Source organism: Ramlibacter montanisoli (assembly GCF_013087525.1).
GTDB classification, from domain to species: Bacteria; Pseudomonadota; Gammaproteobacteria; order Burkholderiales; family Burkholderiaceae_C; genus Ramlibacter; species Ramlibacter montanisoli.
In genome coordinates this window covers 2,611,682-2,624,967 of record NZ_JABFCS010000001.1, presented here as the reverse complement: position 1 = coordinate 2,624,967, position 13,286 = coordinate 2,611,682, and the positions used below count along the sequence as shown (strand labels likewise).

Below are 13,286 nucleotides of genomic sequence, written 5' to 3'. Positions count from 1 at the left end.
AGCGCCGGCGCGAGCTTGAACTCCATCGTCATGCCGGGCCACTTGAGCGCGGGGATCTCGGGGTGCGTGAGCGTGAGCGCGTCCTTCTCGATGGCGTCGACCTTGGCGGGCGTGCGGTATGCCGCTGCTGGCGCCGCCGCCGCCGGCGGGCCGGCGTTCAGCCGCGCCTCCAGCCCGCGCAGGCTGGCCTCGGAGTCGATCAGGAACTGCGAGGACACCACCACCTTCTGGCCCGCCTGCAGCCCGCGCCTGACCTCGGTCTGCCCGCCAGCCTCGGTGCCGGCCTCGACCTCCACGACGCGGAAGCGGCCATCGTCGCCGGCCACCATCACCACCGTGCGGCGGCCGGTCTGGATCACCGCTTCGCTCGGCACCAGCAGGGTGGGGCGCGGGTCGGCGTCGCTGAAGTGCATCTGCACGAACATGCCGGGCACCAGCCGGCCGCCGCGGTTGGCGATCTCCATGCGCGCCTTGATCGTGCGCGTGCCGCCTGCCACCTCCGGCAGCAGCGCCTGCACGCGGCCCTCGAACACCTCGCCGGGCACGGCAGGCGTGGTCGCCCGCACGCGCGTGCCGGGGCGCACCTGACCGGCCTGGCTCTCGGGCACCTCGGCCTGCGCCCAGACGGTCGCGAGGCCGTTGACGCGGAACAGCGTCGTGCCCGGCATCACCGCCATGCCCTCGCGCGCGGCAACCTCGGTCACGATGCCGGCGATCGGCGCCGTGAGCGTCATGCGCGCCTGCACGCGGCCGGTGGTCTCCACCTGCTGGATCTGCTCCAGGCTCATGCCGGCCTGGCGCATCCGCGCGCGCGAGGCCTCGCGCAGCTGGCTGAGTTCCGCGCCCTGCATGCGGCGCACCGCGAGGAATTCCTCCTGCGCCGCCACCCAGTCGGGCACGTAGAGCTCCGCGAGCGGCTGACCCTTGCGCACCGCATCGAGGTTGGCGCGCACGTACAGCCGCTCGACGAAGGCGGAGGCGCGCGCCTGCACCACCACCTGGTCGCGCTCGTTCCAGCTGATGCTGCCGGAGGCGACCACCTGCGAGGGCAGCCGTCCCTGTGCGACCACCGCGGTGCGCAGGCCCAGGTTCTGCTGCATGCGCGGGCTGATGCTCACGCCGCCCGTGTCGCCGGCCTCGCTGCCCGCATAGACGGGCACCAGCAGCATGTTCATGAAGGGCGACTTGCCGGGCGCCTCGAAGCGCGTGCCGGGGACATCGGGTCCTGGTAGTACAGGACCTTGCGGCCGGTCACGGGGTCGACGCTGCCGGCGCGGATGCCGTCGCGGATATGCCTGCGCGTGGCTTCCTCACCCTGGCTCGCGGTCCAGGTGGACGGATCGGAAGTCGCGGCAGCCGGCGTGGCGGGGAGCGGCGCGGCGGCATGCTCGTTTCCGTGCTGCCCCTGCTGCAGGCCCAGGCGGTAGAGGCCGTAGCCCGCGCCTGCCAGCAGTGCGATGGCGACGGCTGCGAGAGCGATGGTGCGTGGTGGGTTCTTCATGGCCGTGCCCCTTCCTGGATGGTGGCGGCGTCGTGGCCGCCCAGCAGGTATTCCAGTTGCAGCAGGGCGCGGCCTGCGTCGCGCTCCAGGCGCAGCCGTTCCAGGTGCGTCTCGATGTAGCCGCGGCGCGCCTCCAGCACGGAAGCCAGCATGCCGCCGCCCCGGTAGGCGGCCAGCGAGGCCTGGATGCGGTCGGACGCCAGCGGCAGCAGGCGCGTGTCGTGCAGCTGCAGCCGGTTGCGCACGCCCTGCCAGGTGGCCAGCAGCGCCTGCGCCTCGGCGACCAGGCCGCGCCGCGCCTCCTCGCGCTCCTCGCGCAGGCGCTCCGCGTCCGCGCGCTTCGCCGCGACCTCGCGGTCCTGCCGCGCACCCCGGTTCAACTGCAGCGGCCGCGACAGCGTGAGCGACACCATGTCGCCGAACTGCGAGCCGCGCTGGCTGTACATCAGCTCCACGCTCCAGTCGCCGCGCCGCTCGCTGGCGGCCATCGCCACTTCCGCCTCGGCGACCGCCTCCTGGCCGTGCAGCGCGCGCAGCTGCGGGTGGGCGGCGATGCGCTGCGCCAGGTCACCGGGCTCCGCCAACGGCGCGGGCAGCGCCGCCAGCAGGGGACGGTCCGCCGGCTCGCCGACCCAGCGCGCGAGCGCCGCGCGCGCCGCCTGCACTTCGCGCGTGCCTTCCTCGATGCGGTCGTCCAGCTGGGCGCTCGCCTGCTGTGCGGCCACCACTTCGGCTTGCGTGCCGCGGCCGCCGCGCAGGGAGGCCAGTGCGCCTTCCAGCTGCAGCCGCGTTTCCGCCTGCTGCTGGCGCATGCCTTCGACGGCGCGCTGCGCATAGAGCAGGTCCAGCCACGCGAGGCCCGCGTCGCGCCGCACCATCAGGCGCGCTCCGTCCTGCATCGCTTCGGCGGCCAGGGCTTCCTGCTCGTAGCGGCGGCTGCGCGCCGCGAGCTTGTCGCCGCGCGTGAGCTCCTGCATCACGCCGATGTTGCGCATGGTCATGCCCTCGCGCGTGAGGCTGAAGCGGTCGGGGCCCTCGATGAGGAGGTTGGAGATCCCCAGCCGCAGCACGGGATCGGGGCGCTGGCCGGCGGCCACGGCACGTTCGCGCGCGGCCGATGCCGCCGCGGCCTGCGCGGGCAGCTGGCGCGAGCGCTGCACGGCAAGCTCCTGCGCTTCCGCCAGCGACAGCGGCTGGGCGAGCGCGGCGCCGGCGCTGAGGAGGAGCGCCGCCAGCGTGGCCAGGGGCGCGATGGAAATGGATCTGGACATGGTTCCCTGCAATGCGGATGCGTTTGCGGGCGCGCGGCTGCGCGCATGGAAGCCCGTCCACCTCGCGGCGGACGGAGTTCGGGCGGGGAACTCAGGAAATGGGCGGCTTGTCGCCCGGCACGCGTTCTGCGCTCGCGAAGGCGGGCGCGACCGGGAGCACACGGCTTGCGGGCAGCAGCCGCGGCAGCGGCAGCGGCGCCGCCGTCAATGCATGCAAGGTGCAGTCCTGGCAGTGCAGGCCCTGGTCCGCGGTGGCCTCGCCGCCTTCATCCGCCACGGAGCCCGGGCAATCGGGGCTGTGCATGGCGGTGGCGTGCGTGGAAGGCAGCTGCAGCTGCTGGGCGAGCATCTGCCCGGCCATGGCTTCGCCCACCCAGCCGCGCAGGACCAGCGCGGCGACGACGAGGAGCAACAGGCGGCGCACCATGGCGTCAATATAGCGCGCGCCAGCTCGGCCGGATGGACGAGGCGCGGGCCCCCTTGACGCGCATCAATCAGGCATGATTTACGCGAACGAAAGCACTCCATGGCCGTTCCCGTGCCCAACCGTCCGCGCATCGCCTACTTCTCCATGGAAATCGCCCTGGAGGAAGGCATTCCCACCTACAGCGGCGGCTTGGGCGTGCTGGCGGGCGACATGATGCGCAGCGCCGCCGACCTGGGCGTGCCCATCGTCGCGGTGACCCTGGCCAGCCGGGCCGGCTATTTCCGCCAGGAGCTCCTGCACGGCCGCCAGGTGGAGCGCCCGGAGCACTGGGACCCGGCGACGCGCGCGCAGCGGCTGGACTGCAAGGTGGCCGTGCGCGTGGGCAATCACGACGTGTGGATCGGCGCCTGGCAGTACGAGGTGGAAAGCCATTCCGACCAGTTCGCCGCAGTCCCGGTCATCCTGCTGGACACCGACCTGCCCGAGAACCGCGACGAGGACCGCACGCTCACGCACTACCTCTATGGCGGCGACCCGACCTACCGGCTGCGGCAGGAGATCGTGCTGGGCGTGGGCGGCGTGCGCATGCTCAACGCGCTCGGCGTCCACGTCCAGAAGTACCACCTCAACGAAGGCCACTCCGCCCTGCTCACGCTGGAACTGCTGCGGGCGCGGGGTGCGGCCGACGCGCACGGCGAGTCGCTGCAGGAGGCGGTGGCCGCGGTGCGCCGCCGCTGCGTGTTCACCACGCACACGCCGGTGGAGGCGGGGCACGACCAGTATCCCTACGGCCTCGCCGAGCAGTGGCTGGACGGCCTGGTGCACCCGCGCGTGCTGCACACGCTGGGCGGCCCGGACCGCCTGAACCTCACGCGGCTCGCGCTGTCCTTGTGCGGCTGGGTGAACGGCGTCGCGCAGCGGCACGCCGAGGTGTCGCGCGTGCTGTTCCCGGGCTACGAGGTGCACGCGATCACCAATGGCGTGCACGCGATGCGCTGGACCAGCGCGCCGATGCAGGCGCTGTTCGACCGCTACATCCCCTCCTGGGCGCACGAGCCCGAGCTGCTGGTGCGCGCGCTGCGCATCCTCGACGGCGACATCGCCGCCGCGCACGTGCAGGCCAAGCAGGAGCTGCTGCAGTTCGTGACCGGCATGGCTGGCGCCTCGCAGCTGGACCCGAACCGCTTCACCATCGGCTTCGCCCGGCGCATGACCGACTACAAGCGCCCGGGGCTGCTGTTCTCCAACCTGGACCGGCTGCGCGCCATCGCGCGCCGCTATCCCTTCCAGGTGGTCGTCGCCGGCAAGGCGCACCCGCACGACGAACCGGGCAAGCGCCACATCGCCAGCCTGCATGCCTGGGCGCAGGAACTGGCGGGCGCGGTGCCGGTGGTGTTCCTGCCCGATTACCGGCTGGAGGTGGCGCGCCGCGTCGTGGCCGGCGTGGACCTGTGGCTGAACACGCCGCAACCGCCGCTGGAGGCCTCGGGCACCAGCGGGATGAAGGCGGCCATGAATGGCGTGCCCAGCCTGAGCGTGCTGGACGGCTGGTGGCTGGAAGGCTGCGACGAAGGCGCCACCGGCTGGGCGATCGGCGACGACGGCGACTTCGACGCGAACCGCCACGCCGAGTCGCTGTACGACAAGCTGGAACACACCATCCTGCCCACCTTCTACGAGGGCGGGCCGGCCTGGTCCTTCATCATGAAGTCCACGATCGCGCGCAACGGCTCCTATTTCAACAGCCACCGCATGCTGCGGCGCTACGTGTCGGAGGCGTACTGGAACTGACGGGCCGGGCCCGCACGGCGATTGAGCGGCGTCAATTCAAGGGGCAGGGCGCTCCCTAGACTGGCTCGGGTCGTCTTTATCCGAACCGGGAGCCCCCATGCGCCACATCGTTTCCCTCCTCGCTGCCCTCGCCCTGCCGTGGGTGTTCGCGCTGGCAGGTGCGCAGCCGGCCGCGCCACCGGCGCAGGCCACGACGCAGACGACCGTTGGTGGCGTGACCGTGAAGATCACGCCTCGGGTGACCGCGGCCGACGCTGCGACCTGGGTGTTCGCAGTCGTGCTCGACACGCACTCCCAGGAATTGTCCGACGACCTGCTGCGCACGACCGTGCTGGTCACCGACGACGGGCGTGAGCTGCAGCCCAGTGCGTGGAAGGGAGCCGCGCCGGGCAGCCACCACCGCGAGGGCAGCCTGGAATTCACCGCGCCGAGCCCGGCGCCGAAAGCGTTCGCGTTGCGGATGCAGCGTCCCGGCGAGGCCGAAGCGCGCGTGTTCCGCTTCGCGCCCTGAGCGGGAGCCGGCGCCCTAGCGGTGCATCGGGTCCATGCGGTCCATCATCATCTGCATCATGGACTGCATCATCTGCATGCGCATTTCCATGGGCCCGTGGGCGTGCGCGTCCGCGCCTTCGCCGCGCATGTCGGACAGCATGTCCATGCCGCGGTGCATCAGCTCCATCTGCTCCTCCATCAGCCGCTGGCGTTCCTCGGGGGTGGCGGCGGCCGCGAGCTTGTCGCGCATGCCGTGCATGGCCTGCATGTGCTGTTCCATCTCGGTGTGGTGCATGCCGTGCGCCGCCGGACGCTGCGTCGCGCAGCCCGCCAGCAGGGCGAGCGTGGCGGCGGCGAGGATCAAGGCTCTCATGGTCGACTCCGTTGTGCTTGTGAGCCGAGTCTCGCGCGCCGGGCGCCGGCGGGGTTGATGCGGGTCAAGCAGGCGGCGAGGCCTGCGCCGAAGGAGGAGCGCCGGTGGCGAACGCCGCCTGCGCGTCGCGCAGCATCCGACGGCAGCACCAGCGCGCGTACAGCGGGGCCAGCAACCTTCCCGCGATGCGCGGCACCCCCTGGCGGGCAGGGCGTAGGCTATGAAGACGGCCAACCGCGAACCCGCGGCCTCGGGCGCGATGCGGAAACCCATCCGGTAGGCGCCGATCACCAGCAGCTGCGGCTCGCCCAGGGTCTCCCATGCCTTGAAGGCCGGGGGATCGCGCTCGGTCACCGCCTCCTGCAGCCGCAGGGGAATCCCGAACACCCGGCCTTCCATGCGGATGACAGAACCCACCTTGCGTCCGCCATCCGCGTCCGTCGCGATCGACATGCTGCTGCCCAGCATCCCCATGGACGGCTTCTCCATGTGGCTCGAGAGGCGGTGGGGGTCGTCCAGGTGCTCGAAGACCGCCACCGGCTGGCCGGCGACGCTCCCGGCAGCCTCGAACCGCAATGGGTACGCGCTCGTCATGAGCGCCGACCGCGCAGGCGCAGCGCGTTGCCCACGACCGAGGCAGAGCTCAAGCTCATCGCCAGTGCCGCGATCATGGGCGACAGCAGCCAGCCGGTGAAGGGGTAGAGCAGGCCGGCCGCGATGGGCACGCCGAGCGCGTTGTAGATGAAGGCGAAACCGAGGTTCTGCTTCATGTTGGCGACGGTCGCCTGCGACAGCCGGATGGCCGTGGCGATCCCGCGCAGGTCGCCCTTGACCAGCGTGAGCTGCGCGCTGTTCATGGCCACGTCGGTCCCGGTGCCCATGGCGATGCCGACGTCGGCGCGCGCCAGTGCCGGCGCGTCGTTGATGCCGTCGCCCGCCATGGCGACGACGCGGCCTTCGGCCTGCAGCCGTTCCACCAGCTCCAGCTTGTCGGCCGGCTTGACTTCGCCGTGCACCTCGTCGATGCCGAGGCGCAGTGCCACGGCGCGTGCCGTGGTGAGCCCATCGCCGGTCGCCATCACCACGCGCAGGCCGGCCTCGCGCAGCGCCTGCAATGCCGCCGGCGTGCTCGCCTTGACGGGATCGGAGACGGCGAGCAGGCCCGCCAGCCGCCCGTCCACCGCCAGGTGCATCACGCTGGCCCCCTGCGTGCGCAGTGCCTCGGCGTCACGCGCCAGCGGGGCCACCTCCACGCCTTCCTGCTGCATCAGCGCCGTGTTGCCCAGCGCCAGCTTGCGGCCCTCGACCACGCCGCGCACGCCGATGCCGGAAGCGGAATCGAACTGCTGCGCGGCGGAGAGCGCCAGGCCCCGCTCGCGGGCGGCGGCGACGATGGCTGCGGCCAGCGGATGTTCGCTGCCCTGGTCCAGGCTGGCCGCAAGGCGCAGGACCTCGTCCTCGCTGAAGCCGGTGGCGGCGACGGCGCGCTCGTAGGCCGGGCGTCCCTCGGTGAGGGTGCCGGTCTTGTCCACGATCAGCGTGTCGACCCGCCGGAGGTTCTCGATCGCCGCCGCATCGCGGAACAGCACGCCCTGCGTGGCGCCGCGGCCGGTCGCCACCATGATCGACATCGGCGTGGCCAGCCCGAGCGCGCAGGGACAGGCGATGATCAGCACCGCGACGGCGTTGATGAGGCCGTAGACCCAGCTCGGTTGCGGCCCGAACAGGCCCCAGCCGAAGAAGGTGCCCAGGGCCACCAGCACCACGCCCACCACGAAGTAGCCGGCCACGTGGTCCGCCATGCGCTGCATGGGCGCGCGCGAGCGCTGCGCCTGCGCAACCATCTGCACGATCTGCGACAGCACGGTTTCGGAGCCGACCTTCTCCGAACGCATGACCAGGGCACCGCTGGTGTTCATGGTGGCGCCGATCACCTTGTCGCCGGCGCGCTTGGTCACCGGCAGCGGTTCGCCGGTCAGCATCGATTCGTCGAGGGCGCTGGTGCCTTCCACCACGACGCCGTCGACCGGCACCTTCTCGCCGGGCCGCACGCGCAGCAGGTCGCCCACGTGCACGTTGGCGATCGGCACGTCCTGCTCGCTGCGGTCGGCCGCAATCCGGCGTGCCGTCTTGGGTGCCAGCCCCAGCAGCGACTTGATGGCCGCCGAGGTCTGCGAGCGGGCCTTGAGTTCGAGCACCTGCCCGAGCAGCGTCAGCGAGATGATCACGGCGGCAGCCTCGAAGTACACGGCCACGCGTCCCATCGAGAAAAAGGACGCGGGGAACACCTGCGGCGTCACTGTTGCTGCCACGCTGTAGACGAAGGCCGCGCCGGTGCCCAGCGCGATCAGCGTCCACATGTTGGGACTGCGGTTGACGATCGACTGCGCGCCACGCTGGAAGAAGGGCCAGCCCGCCCACAGCACCACCGGCAAGGTGAGCACCAGTTCCACCCAGCTCTGGGTGTTCCCGTGGAACCAGTCCAGCGAATGGCCGAACATGGCCAGCAGGGTGGCGACCACGGTCAGCGGCAGGGTCCACCAGAAGCGGCGGCGGAAGTCGTCCAGTTCCGGATCGCCTTCCTCCAGCGTCGGCATCAGCGGCTCCAGCGTCATGCCGCAGATCGGGCAGCTGCCGGGATGGTCCTGCCGGATCTGCGGGTGCATGGGGCAGGTGTAGATGGTGCCTTGCGCCGCCGGCGTCACGGGCGGTCGCGCCGCAGCATCCGGTCCAGGCGGGTGGTGGTGGACGTGCTCGTGCTCGTGCGTGTGCGCGTGGTTCATCGGGACCCCCTCGCGGCAGTCTAGGCCCGCAGCGGGGTCGCTGCTTGATGCCCATCAAGGGTGCAGGGGTCCTCGGCTCCTAGAGTGGTTCACAGCGCCGGGGTCCGCCGTCCGCGGATCGCGCGAGAATGCGCTGCAAAGGACAAGAACATGCGCCTGACCTTCCTGGGTGCCGCCGGCACCGTCACCGGCTCCAAGTACCTGCTGGAACACGAGGGCCGCCGCGTGCTCGTGGACTGCGGCCTGTTCCAGGGCCTCAAGCAGCTGCGGCTGCGCAACTGGGAGGCCTTCCGCTGGCCGCGAAGGAGATCGACGCGGTCGTGCTGACCCACGCGCACATCGACCACAGCGGCTACCTGCCGGCGCTGGCGAAGCAGGGTTTCAAGGGACCGGTGTACAGCACGGAGGCCACGCGCGACCTGTGCGCGCTGATGCTGCCCGACTCCGGGCACCTGCAGGAAGAGGACGCGCTGTATGCCAACAAGCACGGCTTCTCCAAGCACCACCCGGCGCTGCCGCTCTACACGGAGGAGGACGGGCGCCGCGTGCTGAAGATGTTCCGCCCCCGTCCGCAGGGCGAGTCCTTCGAGGCGATCCCCGGTGTGCGCATGCGCTTCAGCCGCGCCGGCCACATCCTCGGCGCCGCCAGCGTGCACGTCAACTGGGACGGGCAGTCGCTGCTGTTCTCCGGCGACCTCGGCCGCGACGAGGACGTCCTGATGCTGCCGCCCGAGCCGCCGCCGGCCGCGGACATCCTGGTGGTCGAATCGACCTACGGCGATCGCAGCCACGAAGACAGCGATCCGGCGACGCTGCTGGCCGAGACCGTCAACCGCACGGCCGCGCGCGGCGGGGTGGTGGTGGTGCCCGCATTCGCCGTCGGGCGCGCGCAGGCGCTGCTGTACCTGCTGGCGAAGCTGAAGGACGAAAGGCGCATCCCGGACCTGCCGGTGTTCCTGAACAGCCCGATGGCCGCCGACGCCACGGAGATCTTCCACAAGCATGCGGGCGAGCACCGACTCGATGCGCAGCAATGCCGCCGCATGTGCCAGTCGGCGCGCGTGATCAACACGGTGGAGGAATCGCGCAAGCTCAACGAGATGCGATTTCCCGCCGTGATCGTCTCGGCCAGCGGCATGGCCACCGGCGGCCGCGTGGTCCACCACCTGAAGGCCTTCGCGCCGGACCACCGCAACACCATCCTGCTGGCCGGCTACCAGGCGGCGGGCACCCGCGGCGCGGCGCTGGTCGCCGGCGCGCGCGAAGTGAAGATCCACGGCGAGCACGTGCCTGTGCGTGCCGAGGTGGTGAGCCTGGGCTCGCTGTCCGCGCACGCGGACCGCAACGAGCTTGCTGCGCTGGGTCGGCAAGCTGCCGCGGCCGCCCCAGCGCGTGTTCGTCACCCACGGCGAGCCGGTCGCGGCCGACAGCCTGCGGCAGGCGATCGAGGAAGGCCATGGATGGCCGTGCGCCGTGCCGGAGCACCTGCAGGCCGTGGAGCTCTGAGCAGCTTGACTTTCGTCAAGCCCTTCGCGCCGCCGGTGCCTAGAGTGACTGGCGAAAGGAACGATCATGAAACTGCGCACCTTAGCCCTTGCCCTCGTCACGGCACTCGCCGTCTCCGCCCCGTTGGCCCAGCAGGAATCCCCGCCCCCGACGCCGCCAAGGCGGCGCAGGACTGCGCGAAGACGCGCCACGACCATGGAGCGGAGAAAGGCACGCCCAGCGGGAAGTCCGCGTGCAAGCCGATGGCCGCGAAGTCCAAGTCCGTGAAGGCAAAGAAGGCCGACATGCAGGGACATGACCACGGCAGGATGCACAAGAACCAGTAGGGATCCGGGGCTTTCGTCTTCGCCCTCCCCGAGGCGATCCGCAGCGCCGCGCCGGCGCTGCGCCAGCGGCTTACTACTTCGCCGCGGCCTCGACCTCGGTCACGATCATCTCGCCCTTGGCGTTCTTGTCGGCGGCGAACCTGACCTTGTCGCCCTTCTTGACCTTGTCCAGCAGGGCCTTGTCCTTGACGCCGAACACCATGGTCATCGGCGGCATGTCGAGGTTCTTGATCTCGCCATGCTTGAGCGTGATCTTGCCGGTGGCCTTGTCGACCTTGCGGACTTCGCCGTCGGTGAGGGCCTGCGCGAAAGCGGAGGCGGCCAGGCCCGCGGCCACGATGGCGGCGAATACACGTTTCATCATCTCTTGACTCCTTCTGGAAAAAATCACGCCTTGTTGTAGGAAGCGTAGACCTTCGCGTCGCCGCCCTTGAGCACCAGCACCACGTCGTACGGGTCCTTGCGGCCCTTGTACGCGGCATCGTCCATGCCCGGCGAGCCGACCGGCATGCCGGGCACGCTCAGGCCGATGGCCTGCGGCTTGTCCTTGAGCAGGCGGCGGATGTCCTTCGCGGGCACGTGGCCCTCGATGGCATAGCCGCCGACCAGCGCCGTGTGGCACGAGCCGAGTTTCGCCGGGATGCCCAGTTTCGCGCGCATCTCGCTGTTGCCGCCGAAGTTCACCTTCACGGCGAAGCCGCTGGCCTCCAGGTGCTTCACCCAGTCCTTGCAGCAGCCGCAGTTCGGATCCTTCCACACTTCCACGAGGACCCGGCCCGGTTGCTGGGCCAGGCTCGCGAAAGGCAGCGCGCCCAGTGCGAGCAGCAGCGTGCGGCGGGTGGTGGTGGCATTCATCTCTGGGTGTTCCTCATGGCTTGGCCGGTGCGACCACGATGGTCCCGGTCATCCCGGCATCGAAGTGCCCCGGGATCAGGCATGCGAATTGGAACTCACCGGCGCGGTTGAAGTTCCAGGCGATGCTGCCTTTTCGACCCGGCTTGACATGCGTCATGTAGGGCTCGTCGTGTTCCATTTTCGGGAATTTCTTCATCAGCGCCGCATGTTCGCGCAGTTCTTGGGGCGTGCCGACGACCATCTCGTGCAGCACCTTGCCCCGGTTGCGGACGACGAAACGGATGGTTTCGCCCTGGCGCACCTCGATGCGGTGGGGGCGGAAGCGCATGTCGTCGCCCATGCGGACCTCGATCGTGCGTGCTCCCTTGGTGCTGCCGGGGATGCCCCAGGCCTTCTGCTCGCCGGCCGCGGCGACTTTCGTCTCCTCGCCGTCGCCGTGGCTCCACGCCGGCAAGGCCATGAACAGGGCGAGGGCGATGGCGCCCGTCCTGGATACGTTGACTGCTTTCATCGCTTTCCTAGTGGTCTCCATGGTGGCCGCGGGACGGCTTGCGCACGTCCAGCGGCACGGATTTCTTCTGCGGGGCGGCGGCGGGCCGGCGCGCGGGTGCCGGCAGCTCGCCGGTCCACTCGCGCGCCACCGTGCCTTGCGGATGCCGGAACCAGCCCGGGTCGCCGTAGTCGCCGCGCTTCTGGTCCTTGCGCACCTTCATGAGCGTGAACATGCCGCCCATCTCGGCGGCGCCGAAGGGCCCGCGCCCGGTCATCATCGGCAGCGTGTTGTCAGGCAGGGGCATCTCCATCTCGCCCATGTCGGCCATGCCGCGCTCGCCCATGACCATGTAGTCCGGCACGATCTTCTGCAACTTCTTCACCAGCCCGCGATGGTCCACGCCGATCATCGTGGGCACGTCGTGGCCCATCGCGTTCATGGTGTGGTGGCTCTTGTGGCAGTGCAGCGGCCAGTCGCCCTCGGCCTCGGCGACGAACTCCATCTGCCGCATCTGGCCGACACCGATGTCCACCGTCACCTCGGGCCAGCGCCCCGTCTTCGGCACCGGCCCGCCGTCGGTGCCGGTCACCACGTACTCGTGGCCGTGGATGTGGATCGGGTGGTTGGTCATCGACAGGTTGCCGATGCGGATGCGCACCTTGTCGCCCTGGCGCACGTTGAGCGACTCGATGCCCGGAAACACGCGCGTGTTGAAGGTCCACAGGTTGAAGTCCAGCATCGTGTTGACCTGGGGCGTCGCCGCGCCGGGCGCGATGTCGTAGCTCGCCAGCAGGATGCAGAAGTCGCGGTCCACGCGCTCGATCAGCGGATGCGCGCCCTTCGGGTGCGTGATCCACAGGCCCATCATCCCCATGGCCAGCTGCACCATCTCGTCGCCGTGCGGGTGGTACATGAAGGTGCCGGGGCGCTTCGCCTCGAACTCGTACACGAAGGTCTTGCCGGCCGGGATGTGGGGCTGCGTGATGCCGCCGACGCCGTCCATGCCGTTGGGCAGGCGCTGCCCGTGCCAGTGCACCGAGGTGTGCTCGGGCAGGCGATTGGTGACGAAGATGCGCACGCGGTCGCCTTCGACCACCTCGATCGTGGGGCCGGGCGACTGGCCGTTGTAGCCCCACAGGCGCGCCGTCATGCCCGGCGCGAGCTCGCGCTCCACCGGCTCGGCGACCAGGTGGAATTCCTTGACGCCGGCGTTCATGCGCCAGGGCAGGCTCCAGCCGTTGGGCGTGACCACCGGGTTGTACGGGCGTCCGCTGGTGGGAACGAGCGGGGGCGCCGTCTCCGGTCCTTCGGCGGTCACGGGCTCGGGCAGGGCGGCCATCGCCACCTTGCTGACGGAGGCGGCGGCCATGGCGGTCACCGCCGCGCCACCGAAGAAGGTTCGTCTCTTCATCTCAGTGTCCTTGCGCCTGCGCGGCGGGTTCGCTGCCGCCGGCGCGCATCGCGGCCA

The 13,286-nt window shown here is 70.6% G+C and carries 11 protein-coding genes and 2 pseudogenes; 3 read left to right on the top strand and 10 right to left on the bottom strand.

Features of this window, described 5'->3' with window-relative positions; genetic code table 11:
• Positions 1-56: 56 nt before the first annotated feature.
• The 4 genes and pseudogenes from HK415_RS26380 to HK415_RS12850 form a co-directional block, all read right to left on the bottom strand.
• Positions 57-1,100 (bottom strand): annotated as a pseudogene (locus HK415_RS26380) (efflux RND transporter periplasmic adaptor subunit); the annotation flags it as partial.
• Positions 1,101-1,171: 71 nt separating this feature from the next.
• Positions 1,172-1,501: a hypothetical protein gene (locus HK415_RS26375; RefSeq protein ID WP_309246682.1), complete on the bottom strand. Its 330-nt coding sequence runs from the start codon at positions 1,499-1,501 to the stop codon at positions 1,172-1,174.
• Positions 1,498-2,772 carry a TolC family protein gene (locus tag HK415_RS12855; RefSeq protein WP_171559835.1) on the bottom strand — a complete coding sequence of 425 codons (1,275 nt, stop codon included), beginning with the start codon at positions 2,770-2,772 and terminating at the stop codon, positions 1,498-1,500. Before HK415_RS12855 ends, HK415_RS26375 begins: the two co-directional genes overlap by 4 nt.
• A gap of 91 nt (positions 2,773-2,863) precedes the next feature.
• A complete protein-coding gene (locus HK415_RS12850) occupies positions 2,864-3,199 on the bottom strand; it encodes a hypothetical protein (protein ID WP_171559832.1) in 336 nt (111 codons plus the stop codon).
• A 99-nt stretch (positions 3,200-3,298) separates the two neighbouring features.
• Between HK415_RS12850 and glgP the strand changes: the two genes are divergently transcribed.
• Both glgP and HK415_RS12840 read left to right on the top strand, forming a co-directional pair.
• Entirely contained in the window at positions 3,299-4,990 is a 1,692-nt protein-coding gene (gene glgP, locus HK415_RS12845) for an alpha-glucan family phosphorylase (protein ID WP_171559830.1), read from the top strand.
• Between the two features lie 97 nt (positions 4,991-5,087).
• Positions 5,088-5,501, top strand: coding sequence for a hypothetical protein (locus HK415_RS12840; protein ID WP_171559827.1), 414 nt, complete (start codon positions 5,088-5,090; stop codon positions 5,499-5,501).
• Between the two features lie 15 nt (positions 5,502-5,516).
• Here the strand turns inward: HK415_RS12840 and HK415_RS12835 are convergent, their stop codons facing one another.
• Together HK415_RS12835 and HK415_RS12830 are read right to left on the bottom strand one after the other, a co-directional pair.
• The gene (locus HK415_RS12835) at positions 5,517-5,855 is read right to left on the bottom strand and encodes a hypothetical protein (RefSeq protein ID WP_253261867.1); all 339 of its coding nucleotides are present in this window, start codon (positions 5,853-5,855) and stop codon (positions 5,517-5,519) included.
• A gap of 590 nt (positions 5,856-6,445) precedes the next feature.
• Positions 6,446-8,638, bottom strand: a complete 2,193-nt coding sequence (locus HK415_RS12830) for a copper-transporting P-type ATPase (RefSeq protein ID WP_171559825.1) — start codon at positions 8,636-8,638, stop codon at positions 6,446-6,448.
• A 150-nt stretch (positions 8,639-8,788) separates the two neighbouring features.
• On the opposite strand from HK415_RS12830, the pseudogene HK415_RS12825 reads away from it, so the two are divergent.
• A pseudogene (locus HK415_RS12825) lies at positions 8,789-10,144 on the top strand (MBL fold metallo-hydrolase).
• 399 nt (positions 10,145-10,543) lie between these two features.
• Here HK415_RS12825 and HK415_RS12820 read toward each other — a convergent pair.
• The 4 genes from HK415_RS12820 to HK415_RS12805 are packed head-to-tail and all read right to left on the bottom strand — an operon-like array spanning position 10,544 to position 13,229.
• The gene (locus HK415_RS12820; RefSeq protein WP_171559823.1) at positions 10,544-10,834 is read right to left on the bottom strand and encodes a copper-binding protein; all 291 of its coding nucleotides are present in this window, start codon (positions 10,832-10,834) and stop codon (positions 10,544-10,546) included.
• A 23-nt stretch (positions 10,835-10,857) separates the two neighbouring features.
• Positions 10,858-11,325, bottom strand: coding sequence for a DUF411 domain-containing protein (locus HK415_RS12815; RefSeq protein ID WP_171559820.1), 468 nt, complete (start codon positions 11,323-11,325; stop codon positions 10,858-10,860).
• Positions 11,326-11,338: 13 nt separating this feature from the next.
• Positions 11,339-11,836, bottom strand: coding sequence for a cupredoxin domain-containing protein (locus HK415_RS12810; RefSeq protein ID WP_171559818.1), 498 nt, complete (start codon positions 11,834-11,836; stop codon positions 11,339-11,341).
• Between the two features lie 7 nt (positions 11,837-11,843).
• Positions 11,844-13,229 carry a multicopper oxidase family protein gene (locus HK415_RS12805; protein WP_171559817.1) on the bottom strand — a complete coding sequence of 462 codons (1,386 nt, stop codon included), beginning with the start codon at positions 13,227-13,229 and terminating at the stop codon, positions 11,844-11,846.
• Positions 13,230-13,286: the final 57 nt, after the last annotated feature.

Coding starts and splice junctions, on each gene's coding strand:
- HK415_RS12805 (WP_171559817.1), bottom strand. CDS start 13,229: ATGAAGAGACGAACCTTCTTCGGTGGCGCGGCGGTGACCGCCATGGCC.
- HK415_RS12830 (WP_171559825.1), bottom strand. CDS start 8,638: ATGAACCACGCGCACACGCACGAGCACGAGCACGTCCACCACCACCCG.
- HK415_RS12820 (WP_171559823.1), bottom strand. CDS start 10,834: ATGATGAAACGTGTATTCGCCGCCATCGTGGCCGCGGGCCTGGCCGCC.
- glgP (WP_171559830.1), top strand. CDS start 3,299: ATGGCCGTTCCCGTGCCCAACCGTCCGCGCATCGCCTACTTCTCCATG.
- HK415_RS26375 (WP_309246682.1), bottom strand. CDS start 1,501: ATGAAGAACCCACCACGCACCATCGCTCTCGCAGCCGTCGCCATCGCA.
- HK415_RS12815 (WP_171559820.1), bottom strand. CDS start 11,325: ATGAATGCCACCACCACCCGCCGCACGCTGCTGCTCGCACTGGGCGCG.
- HK415_RS12850 (WP_171559832.1), bottom strand. CDS start 3,199: ATGGTGCGCCGCCTGTTGCTCCTCGTCGTCGCCGCGCTGGTCCTGCGC.
- HK415_RS12810 (WP_171559818.1), bottom strand. CDS start 11,836: ATGAAAGCAGTCAACGTATCCAGGACGGGCGCCATCGCCCTCGCCCTG.
- HK415_RS12855 (WP_171559835.1), bottom strand. CDS start 2,772: ATGTCCAGATCCATTTCCATCGCGCCCCTGGCCACGCTGGCGGCGCTC.
- HK415_RS12835 (WP_253261867.1), bottom strand. CDS start 5,855: ATGAGAGCCTTGATCCTCGCCGCCGCCACGCTCGCCCTGCTGGCGGGC.
- HK415_RS12840 (WP_171559827.1), top strand. CDS start 5,088: ATGCGCCACATCGTTTCCCTCCTCGCTGCCCTCGCCCTGCCGTGGGTG.